This is a genomic window from Rhodococcus sp. H-CA8f (genome assembly GCF_002501585.1).
Lineage (GTDB): Bacteria > Actinomycetota > Actinomycetes > Mycobacteriales > Mycobacteriaceae > Rhodococcus_F > Rhodococcus_F erythropolis.
On record NZ_CP023720.1, the window covers coordinates 1721337 to 1736899 of the forward strand.

At 61.6% G+C, this 15563-nt stretch carries 19 protein-coding genes and 1 tRNA gene; 12 read left to right on the forward strand and 8 right to left on the reverse strand.

Annotated features, from left to right (window positions below; genetic code table 11):
* Positions 1-101 precede the first annotated feature (101 nt).
* Positions 102-177 (forward strand) — tRNA-Ala (locus CPI83_RS08305).
* Between the two features lie 292 nt (positions 178-469).
* Here CPI83_RS08305 and CPI83_RS30710 read toward each other — a convergent pair.
* Positions 470-724 (reverse strand): hypothetical protein, encoded by a 255-nt coding sequence (locus CPI83_RS30710; protein WP_157920613.1) that lies wholly within the window; start codon positions 722-724, stop codon positions 470-472.
* On the reverse strand, positions 724-1488 hold the full coding sequence (locus CPI83_RS30715) for a hypothetical protein (RefSeq protein ID WP_157920614.1): 765 nt from the start codon (positions 1486-1488) through the stop codon (positions 724-726). The genes CPI83_RS30710 and CPI83_RS30715 overlap by 1 nt, the downstream gene beginning before the upstream one ends.
* Before the next feature lie 178 nt (positions 1489-1666).
* Here CPI83_RS30715 and CPI83_RS08315 point away from each other — a divergent pair, with 178 nt between their 5' ends.
* On the forward strand, positions 1667-2167 hold the full coding sequence (locus CPI83_RS08315) for an ImmA/IrrE family metallo-endopeptidase (protein WP_003946241.1): 501 nt from the start codon (positions 1667-1669) through the stop codon (positions 2165-2167).
* Entirely contained in the window at positions 2164-3165 is a 1002-nt protein-coding gene (locus CPI83_RS08320; RefSeq protein WP_097387072.1) for a hypothetical protein, read from the forward strand. Before CPI83_RS08315 ends, CPI83_RS08320 begins: the two co-directional genes overlap by 4 nt.
* 42 nt (positions 3166-3207) lie before the next feature.
* Here CPI83_RS08320 and CPI83_RS08325 read toward each other — a convergent pair whose 3' ends face one another.
* The gene (locus CPI83_RS08325; RefSeq protein WP_003946231.1) at positions 3208-3624 is read right to left on the reverse strand and encodes a helix-turn-helix domain-containing protein; all 417 of its coding nucleotides are present in this window, start codon (positions 3622-3624) and stop codon (positions 3208-3210) included.
* Positions 3625-4116: 492 nt separating this feature from the next.
* Here CPI83_RS08325 and CPI83_RS30950 point away from each other — a divergent pair, with 492 nt between their 5' ends.
* The 3 genes from CPI83_RS30950 (at position 4117) to CPI83_RS08335 (ending at position 5779) form a co-directional block, all read left to right on the forward strand.
* Entirely contained in the window at positions 4117-4260 is a 144-nt protein-coding gene (locus CPI83_RS30950) for a hypothetical protein (RefSeq protein WP_162267916.1), read from the forward strand.
* A 142-nt stretch (positions 4261-4402) separates the two neighbouring features.
* A complete protein-coding gene (locus CPI83_RS08330; protein WP_019744717.1) occupies positions 4403-5248 on the forward strand; it encodes an SDR family oxidoreductase in 846 nt (281 codons plus the stop codon).
* A gap of 48 nt (positions 5249-5296) precedes the next feature.
* Positions 5297-5779, forward strand: a complete 483-nt coding sequence (locus CPI83_RS08335; protein ID WP_029255916.1) for a DUF2505 domain-containing protein — start codon at positions 5297-5299, stop codon at positions 5777-5779.
* On the opposite strand, the gene soxR is transcribed toward CPI83_RS08335, so the two are convergent.
* Positions 5765-6244, reverse strand: a complete 480-nt coding sequence (gene soxR, locus CPI83_RS08340) for a redox-sensitive transcriptional activator SoxR (protein ID WP_019744715.1) — start codon at positions 6242-6244, stop codon at positions 5765-5767. The two genes, CPI83_RS08335 and soxR, sit on opposite strands and share 15 nt — an antisense overlap.
* 5 nt (positions 6245-6249) lie before the next feature.
* A complete protein-coding gene (locus tag CPI83_RS08345) occupies positions 6250-6738 on the reverse strand; it encodes an FABP family protein (protein ID WP_020970333.1) in 489 nt (162 codons plus the stop codon).
* A 99-nt stretch (positions 6739-6837) separates the two neighbouring features.
* Between CPI83_RS08345 and arcA the strand changes: the two genes are divergently transcribed.
* Positions 6838-8055: an arginine deiminase gene (arcA, locus tag CPI83_RS08350; protein ID WP_097387073.1), complete on the forward strand. Its 1218-nt coding sequence runs from the start codon at positions 6838-6840 to the stop codon at positions 8053-8055.
* A gap of 10 nt (positions 8056-8065) precedes the next feature.
* Here the strand turns inward: arcA and arsC are convergent, their stop codons facing one another.
* A complete protein-coding gene (gene arsC / locus CPI83_RS08355; protein WP_020970331.1) occupies positions 8066-8419 on the reverse strand; it encodes an arsenate reductase (glutaredoxin) in 354 nt (117 codons plus the stop codon).
* A gap of 94 nt (positions 8420-8513) precedes the next feature.
* Between arsC and CPI83_RS08360 the strand changes: the two genes are divergently transcribed.
* The 4 genes from CPI83_RS08360 (at position 8514) to CPI83_RS08375 (ending at position 11781) form a co-directional block, all read left to right on the forward strand.
* The gene (locus CPI83_RS08360) at positions 8514-9197 is read left to right on the forward strand and encodes an SDR family oxidoreductase (protein ID WP_020970330.1); all 684 of its coding nucleotides are present in this window, start codon (positions 8514-8516) and stop codon (positions 9195-9197) included.
* Positions 9198-9222: 25 nt separating this feature from the next.
* Positions 9223-9582 (forward strand): GntR family transcriptional regulator, encoded by a 360-nt coding sequence (locus CPI83_RS08365; protein ID WP_097388142.1) that lies wholly within the window; start codon positions 9223-9225, stop codon positions 9580-9582.
* Positions 9583-9630: 48 nt separating this feature from the next.
* Positions 9631-10062: a DoxX family protein gene (locus CPI83_RS08370; protein WP_020908616.1), complete on the forward strand. Its 432-nt coding sequence runs from the start codon at positions 9631-9633 to the stop codon at positions 10060-10062.
* Positions 10063-10146: 84 nt separating this feature from the next.
* A complete protein-coding gene (locus CPI83_RS08375) occupies positions 10147-11781 on the forward strand; it encodes a BCCT family transporter (protein ID WP_019744709.1) in 1635 nt (544 codons plus the stop codon).
* 50 nt (positions 11782-11831) lie between these two features.
* Here the strand turns inward: CPI83_RS08375 and CPI83_RS08380 are convergent, their stop codons facing one another.
* Entirely contained in the window at positions 11832-13391 is a 1560-nt protein-coding gene (locus tag CPI83_RS08380) for a phospholipid carrier-dependent glycosyltransferase (protein ID WP_024487795.1), read from the reverse strand.
* Positions 13392-13414: 23 nt separating this feature from the next.
* On the opposite strand from CPI83_RS08380, the gene rsmI reads away from it, so the two are divergent.
* Positions 13415-14245 carry a 16S rRNA (cytidine(1402)-2'-O)-methyltransferase gene (gene rsmI, locus CPI83_RS08385; protein WP_019744707.1) on the forward strand — a complete coding sequence of 277 codons (831 nt, stop codon included), beginning with the start codon at positions 13415-13417 and terminating at the stop codon, positions 14243-14245.
* On the opposite strand, the gene CPI83_RS08390 is transcribed toward rsmI, so the two are convergent.
* Positions 14242-15489 carry a DUF2786 domain-containing protein gene (locus CPI83_RS08390; RefSeq protein WP_232816884.1) on the reverse strand — a complete coding sequence of 416 codons (1248 nt, stop codon included), beginning with the start codon at positions 15487-15489 and terminating at the stop codon, positions 14242-14244. The two genes, rsmI and CPI83_RS08390, sit on opposite strands and share 4 nt — an antisense overlap.
* Between the last annotated feature and the right edge of the window lie 74 nt (positions 15490-15563).

A 15563-nucleotide genomic window follows, 5' to 3' on the forward strand; every position in this document is an offset into this window, starting at 1 on the left:
CTTCTGGGCAGATCTTGTCGGGCCGAAAGTTCGTGTCGGGTGATTCCAACGGGAGTATTCGTTCCTGTTAGAGTTGCCGAGCACCGCTGAGGCGGTGGCACGGGGCTGTGGCGCAGTTGGTAGCGCGCTTCGTTCGCATCGAAGAGGTCAGGGGTTCGATTCCCCTCAGCTCCACCAAGAAGTACCAGCAAAAAGGGTCTTTCAACGAAAGTTGAACGGCCCTTTCCTGCATTTTCAGAGCCTGCCCGAATTGCGAAGATTTAGCTCGAGTGTGCGCCGTTTCATACGATTGCGACCGCTGATCCGGACCGTTGAGCTTCCAAGTGAGGGATGATCCTTGGGCGGATACATGTTTGCCGGAAATGTAACGAGGGTGTGTCCGGTGCGATAGGCACGATGAGTCTGCCGCAGTTTTCCGCAGGTCGGACGTATGTGTCGGGGAGGAATGTCGATGAGCCAGCCACGACGGCTAGCGATGATGCTTGTTGCTGTGATGTGCCTGATGGGTATCGGCGTCCTTGCCGTATCGGTCTTCCCTGCCATCGTCGCCGCCCAACCTGGCGGCAACAGTGGCGGTGGAAACAACGGCAACGGAAACGGCAACTACGGCAACAACGGCAACAACGGCAACAACGGCAACAACGGCAACAACGGCAACAACGGCAACAACGGTGGCGGTAACAACGGCAACGGCAACGGCAACTACGGCTGGCATTGCCACCATCACAACTGCGGTACAACGGTAATTCCGACGCCGACCACGACTGAGCCGACCACGACGACTGAGCCCACGACGACTGAGCCCACGACGACGACTGAGCCCACGACGACGACTGAGCCCACGACGACGACTGAGCCCACGACGACTGAGCCCACGACGACTGAGCCCACGACGACGACTGAGCCCACGACGACGACTGAGCCCACGACGACTGAGCCGACCACGACGACTGAGCCGACCACGACGACTGAGCCCACGACGACTGAGCCCACGACGACTGAGCCGACCACGACGACTGAGCCCACGACGACTGAGCCGACCACGACGGCTGAGCCCACGACGACTGAGCCCACGACGACGGCTGAGCCCACGACAACTGAGGCCTCGACCAACCCTTCGGCGTCGCAACGTCCGAGCAGCAGCGCTTCCCCTGCGACCAACGCAACTTCGCAGACTGAGAGTTCATCTAGCGAAGCAGCCTCCGAGACGACGCAGTCCCCTTCCGAGTCGCAGTCGAGTTCCGAGCCATCCTCGGAGGCCGCGGTTCCACCGGCTGGACCGTCTGATCCGCAGGGGCCGTCAGCAGGCGGCGGAGCACCTGCACCCTCTGCCGGTGGACCGGCGAACGCTGCGCCGGGCGCAGTCGCAGCACCGTCCGCGCCCGAGGTTCTGGCCGCACCGGCACCCGTAGCTCCCCAGGTACCGTCGAACGCTCCGAACGTCGCGAGTCCCAGTGAGAACCCGCAGGCATTCCCGACGGCGTTCACTCAAGGCCTTCCGCCGATTCTCAACGCTGCCGCCGTCGCAGGCGGTGTGGGCGGAATGGCAGTCGTAGCGGCGGGTGCGGGAGCAATGACTTTTCGCGGAGCATCGTTGCAGAAGGCACGTTTGGCTGCCGCACGTGCCGAATTCCTGGCACCCGGATCACAGGGAGGTGCGTGAGTCGTGCCGGACAGACGTTCACATCGCCGCGTTCTGGCCGCGGTGGATGCCGTATGTGACGCAGCAGCGTCGTCGGAGGCTGTGTCACTGCTTACGGTGGTACAGACAGTCGCCCGCGAGCGTGGGCGCCCGATCGAGATCGATCTGGAAACCCCGCTCGCCACCGGAGTGTGCGGTCAGCGCCGGGCCTACGACGACCACGACGTCATCGTTTTGGCTCCCGGACTACCCAATGTCGAGCGGACTCTGGCACATGAGTTGGGGCACATAGTGTTTCGTCACGAAGGTGCCGAGATCGCCGAGGCGACGCTCGAGGTCAGTGACGATTTGATTGCATACATGTTGAGTCAACGTTCTCTGCGGCGCAACGAACCCGTGCCGATGGATGACATCGCGGAGTGGGAAGCCGAGACGTTCGCGTCGATGTTGATCATGCGTCTGCGAACGATGAGTGGCCGTGGGACACCGCTGTCGGTGTTGCGGTACGACGAGGCGATCGGATGATCTTTTGGGCTGTGGCCCTTCTCGTCTGGGTTGCAGCCGGCGCGAGACTGGGTCGAGTTGTCGCGCGCACCGCGACGCCGTTGCGAATGTCGATGGTCTTCGCAGGCTTCTCGGTCGCATTGTCGTCGACGGTCATGGTGCCGGCGGTGTGGGACATCGTCGATCGAATTGCGCCGGAGCAACATGCCGCAGCGATGATCGTCATCGTCTTGTGGACCGCGTTGTCTGCGGCCAGCGCAGTCGGCGCCGTGTCTGCCTGGCCGGTGATGTCGCGTCCAGCCATGCGCGGTCTCGCCACGGTGCTGTACTCGGTGGGGCTGCTGGTGGCGATCGCGGTTTTCTTCGGATACCCAGCGCCGGCTCTGATCTTTATCATCGTCGCTCTGTCCCTTGTCATTTCGACGGGGCTACGGCACGTTGCCTGGGCGCCGTTGGGGCGCGGAATCGCATTGATCGTGACAGGTTCGTCGGTCTTGCTTGTCGTGGTCGTCGTGATGCTGGTCGAATCGATCGGTGGCACCAGCGCACTCGAATCGGATATCTGGACGGGCGCAGGGGTGTGGTTCATCGCTGCCTCGAGTGTTCTGATAGCGCTCGGCATCACGTGGGTGCTTCTCGAGACCTGGTTACGTGCCCGACGAGATCTGTACCGGCTGCGGCGGATGCACGCGCTTCTCGTCAAGCGATTCCCCGAGGTTGTCGACGCGGACAGTGCCGGAAGTACGTCAGTACTCCGGGCATCGGACATGATCGCTCAGATCATGGATGCGATGTACATACAGTCCGGCGCCGGGATGTTCGACGTCGGTGGTCAGGAACCGCCCCGGGCAGTTACCGCCCATGCAGGAATACTTGCGGGGTGGATCGCGGATCCATTGACCTCGGATGTGTTGGACACCAGATGGATTGCGCCGCCGGAGCGGATGTCGGCGCGCCGATGGGTCCTACTGTTGGCGAAGGAACTCGATGAAACGACAAAAGTAGGTCGACGTTCGTAGTCGACCTACTCCATGTCAATTCAGTGCTTCAGCACATTTGCATCAGCGTGACGCGTCGGGCGGAACCTCTGGCAAACCCTCACTCGCACGCAGCTTTTCAGCCATCGTGGTGAGCAGATTCTGCGATTCTTCCGACAGGTCGAATGCGCGGCTCGAGAGGCGGCGAAGGCCGTAACCTTGGAGCTGCGAGAGCAGTTCGAGGTCGTGATCGATCTTGGCAGCGTAGATGTCGTTGAAGAAGTAGTCGGGCTTCACCTTGAAGAACCGGGCGAACGCAGCGACTGTCTCGTCCGAGGGGTTGGTGCGCTGTCCCGAGCGGAGCTGCGAGATGTACGGCTTGGAGATCTGATGGCCGTCTTCGATGAGCGCTGCCGCAACCTCGGCGTTGGTGTGGGGTTTGCGCCCCGGAGGATGAACACTGTCGAACAGTTTGTTCAATCGTTCTGCAAAGTCAGCCATTGTGAACCGCCCCGTAATCCTCTCTAGCTAGCAATTGTCCGTTCAGTGAATCCTACGGTATCACGCGGATAACCGATCGGTAGCTCACCGTAGTCTGTTTAGTGGACCAGTTGTCAAATGTGTCCGAGATTCGATTCGTTCGGCCATTGAGTGCTCAGCTATGTCTCAGCGCACATTGAGTATCGGCCGCACGAAGATTGTGCAGCTACGGTCGCGCTATTCGAACCTTCCATTACTTGGTTAATGTGCCCAGTATCAAACCTTTTACCCGTTTTGGCGATATTAGCTAAGCGTTAGCCTGGTTTTTCATATGTGTTCCGAAAGGAAAACCGCAGTTCAGTGACGGTGTGGAGTGATGCGGTTGCAATTATGGCGACTGTTCGCGATGTTGCTCGAATCACTTCGGGGTTGAACCTTGAACGGTTTGCCGGAATGCAATCTGCGCTAGCTAAACCCCCTGCGTAGGTGCAGAATTGTGATATGAAACACACGATGAGCGATGACGAACTGCGCCGCGCGATCCGTGAAATCCAGGATCGAGCCCACGACGCACGCAAGCGTGGGGACGATGTAGCGGCGGAAGAACTCGACCGTACGGTCAGGGGCTATCAAGAGCAGATGGCTCAGCGTCTGTAGCTGTCGGTGGGTTCGGCGGCTGCCGCCGAGGTCGTGGGTTCTGGCATGCTCACGGCCGCAATGCGTGTTTCGGGGCGGCCGCACAACGCGTGCGTAGACTTTCCCGCATGTCCACAGTACGAGTGCGGGGGAGTGTCGATCCATGTCAGTAAGGTCGCTCGAGGGTAAGAAATGCCTGATCACCGGCGCTGGTAGTGGGATAGGACGCGCAACTGCACTGCGGGCATCCGAGGCCGGAGCCGAATTGTTTCTCACTGATATCAACGACCGTGGATTGCAAGAGACTGCCGCAATGGTTGGTGCCGGAGGCGGCACGGTCAGTTTGGCCAAGGCACTCGATATCTCGGATTACGACGAGGTTGTGAAATTCGGTACCGAGATTCACACTCAATTCTCTCCGATGGATGTCGTCATGAATATCGCCGGCATTTCAGCGTGGGGAACTATCGAGAACCTCGAGCATCGGCACTGGAAGTCGATGGTTGACGTCAACCTGATGGGACCGATCCATGTCATGGAGACGTTCGTTCCGCCCATGATCCGCGCTGGCAAGGGTGGGCACCTGGTCAATGTGTCTTCGGCCGCTGGGCTCTTGGCACTGCCGTGGCATGCCGCTTACAGTGCGAGCAAGTTCGGCCTTCGTGGGGTCTCCGAGGTGCTGCGATTCGATCTGAAGCGGCACGGAATCGGCGTCAGTCTGGTTGTGCCTGGTGGGGTGAAGACGCCTTTGGTGGGAACCGTGGAGATCGCGGGTATCGACCGGGATGACCCGCGGGTCAAAAAGCTCACGCACCGGTTCGAGAAGCGCGCGGTCTCCCCGGAGAAGGTGGCCTCGTGCATTCTGCGGGGAATCGAGAAGAACACGTACCTCGTGTATACGTCCAATGACATTCGATTCGGATACTGGTGGGCCCGCAAATTCGCCCCGCCTTACGAGTTCGTGATGCAAAAAGCGAACGACCAGTTCAGTAAATTGCTCAAGCGATGAGCATTAACTCCGACGGGACTTTTATCTAGTCAAATAGGGACCAAAGTCATGCCGAAGAGTTTTCACTTCGATATCGAATTCAAATATCCGATCGACGACGTGCATCGAACTTTGACTGACCCGAGTTATTGGAAAGTCCGACTCGGAGACCTTTATGCCACCTCGGACATCGAAGTTGGAGACGGATCGATCGAAGTATCCGTGTCCGAGGAAATCGACTCTGCCTCCCTCCCGACCCTGGTCGCCAAGGTTGCGCCGAGTCGACTGGGTCTGACACGGGTCGACCACTGGGGGCCTCTGTCTGACGGGAAGGCCGCAGGGTCGGTCACCGGAATCGCGCACGGACTGCCGATACGAATCGAGACGACGCTGGACCTTACCGCCGCCGAGTCCTGCACGCGACTGGTCGTCGACGGGACGGCCGAAGTGAAGATGCCGATTATCGGCGGCCAGATCGAGAAGTTGCTGAAGAAGACCGTCGAGGACTTGCTGGGGCGCGATCGGGACGCTGTCGAGTCATTTCTCGCCTGAGTCGGCGCCGAAATCCACCTCCAGAACGCGTGCACCTGGGCCGGCGGCAGCGAGTTGATCGTGAGGGTTTGCGAGGGCGCATCCCTCCAGTGAGAGACACCCGCAACCTATGCAACCGGTGAGATTGTCGCGTAGTCGTTCCAGTTGCTCGATGCGGAGATCGAGGTGGCGCCGCCATCCGGTCGACAACCGTTCCCAATCTGCGCGGTTCGGGGTACGGCCTTCAGGAAGTGTGCCGAGGGCTTCCCGGATTTCCGACAGCGGAATGCCGACGCGTTGCGAGATTCTGATGAAGGCGACGCGTCGAAGCGTGTCTCGTTGGTATCGACGCTGGTTGCCGCTGGTCCGACGACTGACGATGAGGCCTTCTCGTTCGTAGAAATGCAGGGCCGAGACGGCGACACCGCTGCGCTCGGAGAGCTGGCCGGGCGTAAGTTCCTTGGCTTTCCACGACGGCATCTCCATGGCGACTACCGGTCCGTCGCCCGGTGGAGGGTGGCGTGGAGATGATGCGTCAGCGGGGTGTCACCGTGCGCCATCCACAAGTCGTAGGTCAGGGTGTCGCCTTGGACGCGCATGACTCGCCGGACGTCGTGAACCGGTTTTGCGTCGGGCGATGCTGCGAGCGTGAGACGGGTCAAGGCGAGAGTGCCTTCGGAGTCGACGGTGCCGCGATGGATCTCCACAAATCCGGTGGGCTGGCTGACCAGCAGTTCGAGCTCACCACCAGGTGTCGGGCGCAGGTATCCCGATTCCATGTGAAGTGGTCGGCCGTCGGGGAGCCCTCGAGTGCGCGACGAGTAGGTGACAAACGGTTTCGGAGTCGGAGCGAACTCGATCTCCTCGGAGTACTCGAAGTCGTCGATGGTGGGGAAATGTCCGGCTCCAGCGCCGACCCAGCGCCCGGTGAACCTGTCGATTCCGGCGCCGCCCAGCGCCGCCTGATCCGTGCTACTCATTGCGTGGTCCTCTCGCCTGCGTCGGATCAGACGTTACGCGGGAAGATATGGCAGCTGCTCATCCCTGCTGGGTGGGGCCTACGGGATTAGTGTTCACTCATGAACGCTTCTGGCTCCGTCCCCCTCGGTGTCGATTCCGAGGTGGGCCGATTGCGATCGGTCATTCTTCATCGTCCGGGCGACGAGTTGAAACGATTGACTCCGCGCAACAACGACGAGCTGCTGTTCGACGCGTTGCCGTGGGTGGACCGCGCGCAGGAAGAACACGATCAGTTTGCGACCGTCCTTCGTGAGCGCGGCGTCGAGGTACTGCTTTTGTCCGATCTCCTCACCGAGGCGCTCGAGGTCAGTGGCGCAGCGAGGATCCAGGGAATCGCGGCCGCCGTCGACGCACGCAAGATCGGCCACGCGCTCGGGCAACACCTGGCTGCGTACCTGCGAACGGTAGAGCCGAAGGAGCTGTCGTCGATCCTTACTGCCGGAATGACGTTCGACGAGCTGCCGATCGACGCCGGCTCGACCTCGTTGGTGCGCAGGATGCATCACGGCGGTGACTTCGTGATCGACCCGCTGCCCAACTTGCTCTTCACCCGCGATTCGTCGTTCTGGGTCGGGCCACGGGTCATCATCACGTCCTTGGCGTTGTCAGCGCGAGCTCGCGAATCCTCGATCACGGATCTCGTCTACGCGCATCACCCCCGATTCAAAGGCGTGCGCCGCGCGTACGAGTCGCACACGGCTCCTGTCGAGGGAGGTGACGTGCTGCTTCTCGCGCCGGGGGTGATCGCGATCGGTGTCGGTGAACGTACATCACCCGCCGGCGCAGAAGCATTGGCGCGTAGCGTGTTCGACGACGGTCTCGCCCACAAGGTGTTGGTTGTTCCGATCGAGCAACGCCGAGCGTCTATGCATCTCGACACGGTCTGCACCATGGTCGAGGCCGACGCGGTCGTCATGTATCCGGCCATTCAGGACACATTGGCAGCGTTCACCCTTCGCAAGGAAGACGACGGGGTGAGTATTCGCGGTGCGACGCCGTTCCTCGAAGCGGCAGCCGACGCCATGGGAATCGGAAAACTTCGAGTGATCGACACCGGACTCGACACGGTCACTGCCGAGCGTGAGCAATGGGACGACGGCAACAACACGTTGGCCGTCGAACCGGGCGTCGTCGTCGCTTACGAGCGCAACGTCGAAACGAATGCCAGGCTGGAGGCCTCGGGTATCGAGGTTTTGCGAATCGCGGGTTCCGAACTGGGCTCCGGTCGCGGTGGACCTCGCTGCATGTCCTGCCCGATCGCCCGCGATCCGCTGTGAGCGGTAGACGTCAGAGAATCTCTTCCACCTTGGCTGCCGGACGCGCGAGCACCGTGCCCTTGTCAGTGACGACGAATGGGCGTTCGATCAGAATTGGGTGCTCGATCATCGCGTCGAGGATCTCGGATTCGGAAGCGTCGGCGAGTCCGAGGTCCTTGTACTGCGTTTCGCGCTTGCGAACCGCTTGACTGGGCTCGAGGCCGGCGTCGGCGATGAGTTTTTCCAGCTCGGATCGGGTAGGCGGAGTATCGAGGTACTTGACGATGGTGGGTTCGATGCCGGCTTCCCGGATGAGCCCGAGAACGGTCCGCGAGGTGTTGCACCGTTGATTGTGGAAGATGGTTGCAGATGCCATGTTCGTCATTCTGCCTCTGCGTCCGAACTCGTGGGACAAACAGGGGAACAACGGGCCGCTCCGGAGTGCTGCACTTGAAGTACCGACGTGTGAGGAGAAAACGATGACGGAACATCGAAGTGTGGACGAACGACGCGTGGTCATTGCCGGCGGGCACGGCAAGATCGCGCAGCACCTGACGTACCTGCTGGCAGGACATGGTGATCGGCCGGTAGCGCTGATCCGCAACTCCGCGCACGAGGGTGCGGTCCGCACACTCGGCGCGTTCCCCGTGGTGATCGATCTGGAATCCTCCACGGTCGAGGAAGTTGCGAAGGTACTCGACGGTGCCGACGTCGCGGTCTTCGCCGCGGGCGCCGGACCTGGTAGCTCGATCGAGCGCAAGGACTCCGTCGACCGAGCTGCGGCGGTGCTGTTGGCCGATGCCGCCGAGAAAGCGGGAGTGCGTCGGTTCATTCAGATCAGCGCCATGGGTGCTGGTGACGAAATACCGGAGAACACCGACGAGGTTTTTGCCGCCTACCTGCGGGCGAAGACGGCAGCGGAGGAAGACCTGAAGACAAGGTCTTCGCTGGATTGGACGATTCTTCGGCCAGGCCTTCTGACGGACGACGACCCGACCGGCGAAGTATTGCTTGCGCAGCCGCCCGTCGATCGAGGCTCTGTGCCTCGAGCCGATGTAGCCGCGGTCGTCGAAGCGCTCATCGATGCGCCGTCCAGCGTCGGCAAGACATTGGTTCTGACCTCCGGCCCGCATACGATCCGCGAGGCGATCGAGGGCTTGTGACCGAGAAGATACGACGAGGGTGACGATGAAGATCGCAATCGAACACGATTCCTCCACAGCTCCGTACGACCAACTGCGGCAACAGATTATCGAGCAGGTTCACGGTGGCGGATTGATCGCGGGAACCAAGATCCCGACGGTGCGAGCGTTGGCCTCGGAGCTGGGATTGGCGGCCAACACCGTCGCGAAGGCTTATCGCGCGCTCAGCGATCAGGGCATCATCGAAACGAGGGGAAAGCAAGGGACATTCATCGCTTCGGGGACCGATCCGGTGCAGGCGCAGGCCGAGCAGGCGGCGACCGCGTTTGCGCATAGGGTCCGCTCGCTCGGGTACTCCGACAGTGAGATCGTCGCCATGGTGGAGTCGGCATTGAGAGGTGCATGACACAATGTTTAAGTTGACGCTTCAACTTAAAGCTGTCAGTCTTGGCTCATGAATTCGTCGATTGCTCGTGACCTCGGACTCCTCATCGCCCGTGTCGGCCTCGGGATCATCTTCATCGCCCACGGTTGGCAGAAGTTCTTCACCTACAAGATCGCCGGAACGCAGGCCGCGTTTGAAGGGATGGGCGCCCCGCTCCCCAAGATTTCTGCGGTTGTGGCTGCATCCATCGAACTCGGCGGCGGAATCCTGCTCATCGCGGGTCTGTTGACCCCGCTCGTCGGCGCTCTGCTGTTCCTCGACATGGTCGGCGCGTTCTTCATCGTGCACGCGGACAAGGGTGTCTTCATCGACAACGGTGGCTACGAACTCGTCGTCGCACTCGGTGTCGGATCGCTCTTGATCGCTGTGATCGGCGCAGGACGCATCAGCATCGACGGATTGATCGGCAAGGGCAACGGTTGGGTTAAAACCCCAGCTTGATCGGGGTGAGAAGGCGGGTTCAACGGACGTTGAGCCCGCCTTCCGGCTTGCTTTTGGCCCATAAAGTGACGAACGTAGTCATCTATGGTGACGAAATCTGATCGATCCGAACAAGATTCCGGGGCCAACGAAGAGCGCCCGGAGACGGGCTTTACTCGAGTAGGCGTTCGGACCGACTACGTGGTGTTTTCCGTGGCGGCTGCCGCGGTGCTGGCTATTGTCGTGTGGGGCCTCGTAGCTCCCGACAACCTCGATTCGGTAACCGGAAGTGTTCTCGGCTGGTTGGTGACGAACATCGGCTGGCTCTTCGTACTCGCAGCTTCGGCTTTCGTGCTGTTTTCCATCTACCTCGCGGTCAGTCGATTCGGCGACATTCCGCTGGGCAAGGACGGTGAGAAGCCCGAGTTCCGAACCGTCAGCTGGATCGCGATGATGTTCAGCGCCGGCATGGGGATCGGCCTGATGTTCTTCGGTGTCGCGGAACCGCTTGCGCACTACGTGACTCCGCCTCCCGGCACCGACGGTGGCGTCGGAACTGCCATGGCCACCACCATGTTTCACTGGGGTCTTCATCCTTGGGCGATGTATGCCGTTGTGGGCCTTGCCATTGCATACGGGTCGTATCGCCGAGGACGCAAGCAACTGTTCAGTTCGGCCTTCATTCCGTTGCTCGGTCGCAAGGCCGAAGGGCCGATCGGCAAGGTCATCGACATCCTGGCGATCTTTGCCACACTTTTTGGTACCGCAGCATCTTTGGGGCTCGGCGCACTTCAGATCGGCTCCGGTTTCGAGGTAGTCGGCTGGATGGAAGAAGCCGGCGTATTCCTGCTCGTGGCCATCGTTGCGGTGCTGACCCTGGCATTCGTCGCTTCGGCAGTTTCCGGTGTGGCCAAGGGAATTCAGTGGCTCTCCAACATCAACATGGTGCTCGCGCTGATCTTGGCGCTGTTCGTGTTCGTTCTCGGGCCGACCGTGCTGATTCTCAATCTGCTCCCGACGACCATTGGCGCATACGTTTCCGACCTCGCCCAGATGTCCGCCCGCACGGGTGCGTCGTCGAATCCTGAAACGGGCGCGTGGCTTTCGTCGTGGACGATCTTCTACTGGGCATGGTGGGTGTCTTGGACGCCGTTCGTCGGCATGTTCCTGGCACGCATCAGCCGCGGCCGCACGATCCGCCAGTTCATCGTCGGCGTCATCGCCGTTCCCACGACTGTCAGCTTGCTCTGGTTCGCGATCTTCGGCGGCGCAGGCATCGGCGAGGAACGTGACGGAATCGGCTTGTCCGGCCGAGGCTCGGAAGAGGCTCAACTGTTCGGCATGCTCGACAATCTGCCGTTGGCCGGAGTGACGACTGTCCTCGTCATGCTGCTCGTGGCAGTGTTCTTCGTTTCCGGCGCAGACGCTGCGTCGATGGTGATGGGGACGCTCTCGCAGCGCGGAACGCTCGAACCGAGTCGCTGGGTTGTGGTCTTCTGGGGCATGTTGACCGGTGGCGTCGCAGCGCTTCTGCTGTGGACCGGTGGCTCCGAAGCGCTCGACGGCTTGCAGACCATGACGATCATCGCTGCGGCGCCGTTCGTGCTGGTCATGATCGGACTGTGCTTCTCGCTGTACAAGGATCTTTCGCACGACCCGATCATCATTGCGGCGAAGGAGCAGAAACGTGCTCTCCTACGCCCGAGGCGGGGACGTCGCGTCGGTAAGCCGACAGAGTAATCGTGAAGCGAAGGAGGCACCGAACCAGGTTCGGTGCCTCCTTCGTCTCTCTATTTCCAGCTAGGCAGCCACAGATGGTTTTGCCACGATTCCGGCGTGATCGGCATGGCGGTGAGTATCGGCCAGAGGTAGACGAAGTTGGCCACGACCAGACCGATGTACAGACTGACCGCAAGAAGTCCGGTGGTACGACGCTCGACGGACGCGCTCGCCTTGCCCAGAACATCGCCGAGGACCAGCGCAAATCCCATGACCATGAACGGGGCGAGTGCAACTGCGTAGAAGTAGTACATCTGGCGGTCGAGCGTCGCGAACCACGGAAGGTAAGCGGCGCCGTAGCCCGTCAGGACCACGGCGTATCGCCAGTCCCTGCGTACGAACGTCTGCCAGATCGCCCACGCCAACATCGGTAGTGCCAGCCACCACATCGCCGGTGTGCCGATCAGCATCACGGCCTTGACGCAGCTGGCGGCCCCGCAACCGGTGACCTGCTCGCCGTCGGCGTAGTAGTAGAGCATCGGTCGTAGCCCCATCGGCCACGTCCACGGTTTCGACTCCCACGGGTGGTGGTTTCCGGCGGAGTTGGTCAGACCGGCATGGAACTGGAGAACGTTTCCGCTGTAGTACCAGAGTGAACGCAGTGCGGAGGGAATGAAGCTCCACGTGCCGCCCTCACCGATCTCGTTACCGACGGCGTGACGGTCCACGCCGGTCTCGCTGGTGAACCAGGCCCAGTAGCTCGCGAGGTACACACCGAGCGGAATGACCACCAGCGCATACAGAGCCGGACCGATGTCGCGAACTGCGGTGCCGACCCAGGGGCGCTGCACGCGGTATGCGCGGCGCGCTGACAGGTCGAAGGCAACACTGAGCAATCCGAAGAACAGAATGAAGTACATGCCGGACCACTTGGTTCCGCATGCCAGACCGAGCAGGATGCCGGCGCCGAACCTCCACCACCGGAAACCCAGCCGTGGACCCCAGGCGGAATCGCCGATTCGACCTTCCTCGTACACCTTCGCCATTCGTTCGCGGACTTGGTCGCGATCGACCACCAGGCATCCGAGGGCGGCGAGGACGAAGAATGCCAGGAAGATGTCGAGCATCCCGAGGCGTGAGGAGACGAAGGTGACGCCGTCCACGATGAGCAGGATTCCGGCAATCGCCCCGATCAGCGTGGACCGCGTCATGCGGCGGACGATCCGGATGATCAGCAGGACCATCAGCGTCCCGACCAGGGCTGACGAGAATCGCCACCCCCAACCGTTGTAACCGAAGAGTGCTTCGCCGATCGCGATCATCTGCTTACCGATCGGCGGGTGCACCACCAATCCGTAACCGGGATTGTCCTCGATGCCACCGCCGGTCAGAACTTGCCAGCCCTGCGGAACGTAGTGCTTCTCGTCGAATACAGGTGTGCCGGCGTCGGTCGGGTAGGCGAGCATCGTGAAGCGGGTGATCGCCGCGATGGCGGTGATGAAAGCGGTGACGATCCAGCCGCGCAATCTGTCGGTCGGGCCGAAATCAGGATCCGGTACCAGCGGGCCGGGACTACGCACTACCCGATCGCTCGTGGCGGGCGTTGGCCGCTCGTCCGTCTGCACAGTCACCTGGCAATCGTAGGCTGTCAGGTATGACTGGTCGTTTGGTACTCGCCGCAACACCCATGGGAGATGTCGGTGACGCGTCCCCGCGTCTTCGGTCTGCTCTCGCAACCGCCGACGTCGTCGCTGCGGAGGACACACGACGCACCAAGTCTCTGGCGTCCGCGCTCGACGTCACCATCACCGGGAAGATCGTCAGTTTCTACGACCAGGTCGAGATTTCGCGGCTGCCCGCGTTGGTCGCCGACGTGGCCGAAGGCAAGACCGTCCTGCTGGTCACCGATGCAGGCATGCCGTCTGTCAGTGACCCCGGATATCGCCTCGTTGCCGCCTGCGTAGCCGAGAACCTCGCCGTCACGTGTCTCCCGGGCCCGTCGGCGGTCACGACGGCGCTGGCACTCTCGGGTTTGCCGGTGGAGCGGTTCTGCTTCGACGGATTCCCGCCGCGAAAGCAGGGGCAGCGCAAGACCTGGCTTTCGGCCCTGGCAACCGAGCAGCGAGCGTGTGTGTTCTTCGAAGCACCCCATCGCCTTGCCGACTGCCTCGCAGATGCGGTGGAAGTTCTCGGGCCCGATCGCCGCGCGGCCGTGTGCCGGGAATTGACCAAGACCTACGAGGAAGTGAAGCGCGGCACTCTCGGAGAGTTAGCTACTTGGGCGGCCGAGGGCGTTCGCGGAGAGATCACGGTGGTGCTCGAAGGCGCAGTACTGGTGGCATCTGATCCTGCCGATCTGGTCGACGAGGTGGAAAGGCTGGTCGAGGGGGGAGCACGATTGAAGGACGCGTGTGCTCTGGTCGCAACGGCCGGAGTCTCCAAGCGTGAGTTGTACGAGACGGTACTGGCCGCTCGAAAGGACTAGCGGGAGCGGTTCACGGCGGGTGCGCCGGGACGCAGGTTGGCGTCGTCGGCTGCAGCCTGGCCGGCGTGCCAGCCTTCGGCGTCGACGGACCGTCCGCGAGTTTTGCGGGTTGTCGGGAACAATCGATCGAATTCGGCGTCGACGGCCTCGGAAGTGGTGGCCAGGATCGGCAGAAGATCCGCGACGTCCATCGATGCCGCGTCGGCCGCTTCGGCGGTGGCTTTGGTGCCGGCGTCACGCAGGCGGTGTCCGATGCGGCTGGCGAACCCGGCCAGGAATCCCTTGCGGAACGAGGTGGTGCGTGAGCCGCCACGATTGCTCGAGTCGGCGAATTGCATTGCACGGGTTGCCTGTACGAGCAAGGAAGTGAACAGCATGTCGACTTGCTGAAGGTCGACCGGAGTGCCGACGACGGTCGCGAGTGCAATGTCGCTGAACCAGACAGTCCTGACTCGATTCGATTCGCCGATCTCGGTCAGGAGGTGAACCTTTTCCTTCACGTACGGGTTCTCGATGTGAATGCGTCGGGCATTCACGGATGTGTCGGTGACCCCGGCGCGAGAGTGGAGCAGCGCGGAATCGATGGCGTACCGGGTCATCAACTCCTGAGCCTTCGCGGTGAAAATCTCGGCTTCTTCCGCGAAGTTGGTGGCTTCCGCTTTGGCGAGTAATCCACGAATTCGCTTGAGTACCTTGGCGTCGACCTCGGTATCACCGACGCCGGCATAGGTGGTGTCGGTCCGTTGCGACGGCCAGGTGGATGGTGGCGCGAGGAACACCGTCCACTGAGGTAGGCGCATCCACGATCGCGCGACGTCGACGATTTGCGAAACAAGGAAGTAGGGATCCTGGAACAGAAGGCCGGCGGCGAGGGAGCGAAAAACGTCGTCGTCCACGGTGATTCGAGAAGCGATGCGTCGAGACTTCGCATACTGCTCGCCGATCGTCTGCAACTGCCCCACCCATTCGAGCGGTGCGCGATCGGAGGCGCGCGACGCTTTCGCATCGAACAGGATGGTGGTGGCGGCGAGATCGGCGTCGGACGCTTCTTTGCTTCGACGCGCCAGATGAATCAGATCCGCCGGCTGCCATCCGCGGTCGTACGCCGCGGACAGTTCGGAAACGAGATCTCGCACCGCGGAAACGGATTGAGGGCTGACCTCCTGAGTGGACACCCGCGCTCCGTTCCATGGCAGTGTCTGCGCCGAAGCGCTGGTTCGAATGTATGTTCTATTCGTCGTCATGGCTGGAGTGTGCACGTGGGGTCCGACACATCCGCCTGTAACCGGATATCTCGGACCCCACGTGCGGCACTCTC

Coding starts and splice junctions, on each gene's coding strand:
- CPI83_RS30710 (WP_157920613.1), bottom strand. CDS start 724: ATGGTGGCAATGCCAGCCGTAGTTGCCGTTGCCGTTGCCGTTGTTACC.
- CPI83_RS08320 (WP_097387072.1), top strand. CDS start 2,164: ATGATCTTTTGGGCTGTGGCCCTTCTCGTCTGGGTTGCAGCCGGCGCG.
- CPI83_RS08325 (WP_003946231.1), bottom strand. CDS start 3,624: ATGGCTGACTTTGCAGAACGATTGAACAAACTGTTCGACAGTGTTCAT.
- CPI83_RS30950 (WP_162267916.1), top strand. CDS start 4,117: ATGAGCGATGACGAACTGCGCCGCGCGATCCGTGAAATCCAGGATCGA.
- CPI83_RS08330 (WP_019744717.1), top strand. CDS start 4,403: ATGTCAGTAAGGTCGCTCGAGGGTAAGAAATGCCTGATCACCGGCGCT.
- CPI83_RS08335 (WP_029255916.1), top strand. CDS start 5,297: ATGCCGAAGAGTTTTCACTTCGATATCGAATTCAAATATCCGATCGAC.
- soxR (WP_019744715.1), bottom strand. CDS start 6,244: ATGGAGATGCCGTCGTGGAAAGCCAAGGAACTTACGCCCGGCCAGCTC.
- CPI83_RS08345 (WP_020970333.1), bottom strand. CDS start 6,738: ATGAGTAGCACGGATCAGGCGGCGCTGGGCGGCGCCGGAATCGACAGG.
- arcA (WP_097387073.1), top strand. CDS start 6,838: ATGAACGCTTCTGGCTCCGTCCCCCTCGGTGTCGATTCCGAGGTGGGC.
- arsC (WP_020970331.1), bottom strand. CDS start 8,419: ATGACGAACATGGCATCTGCAACCATCTTCCACAATCAACGGTGCAAC.
- CPI83_RS08360 (WP_020970330.1), top strand. CDS start 8,514: ATGACGGAACATCGAAGTGTGGACGAACGACGCGTGGTCATTGCCGGC.
- CPI83_RS08365 (WP_097388142.1), top strand. CDS start 9,223: ATGAAGATCGCAATCGAACACGATTCCTCCACAGCTCCGTACGACCAA.
- CPI83_RS08370 (WP_020908616.1), top strand. CDS start 9,631: ATGAATTCGTCGATTGCTCGTGACCTCGGACTCCTCATCGCCCGTGTC.
- CPI83_RS08375 (WP_019744709.1), top strand. CDS start 10,147: ATGGTGACGAAATCTGATCGATCCGAACAAGATTCCGGGGCCAACGAA.
- rsmI (WP_019744707.1), top strand. CDS start 13,415: ATGACTGGTCGTTTGGTACTCGCCGCAACACCCATGGGAGATGTCGGT.
- CPI83_RS08390 (WP_232816884.1), bottom strand. CDS start 15,489: ATGACGACGAATAGAACATACATTCGAACCAGCGCTTCGGCGCAGACA.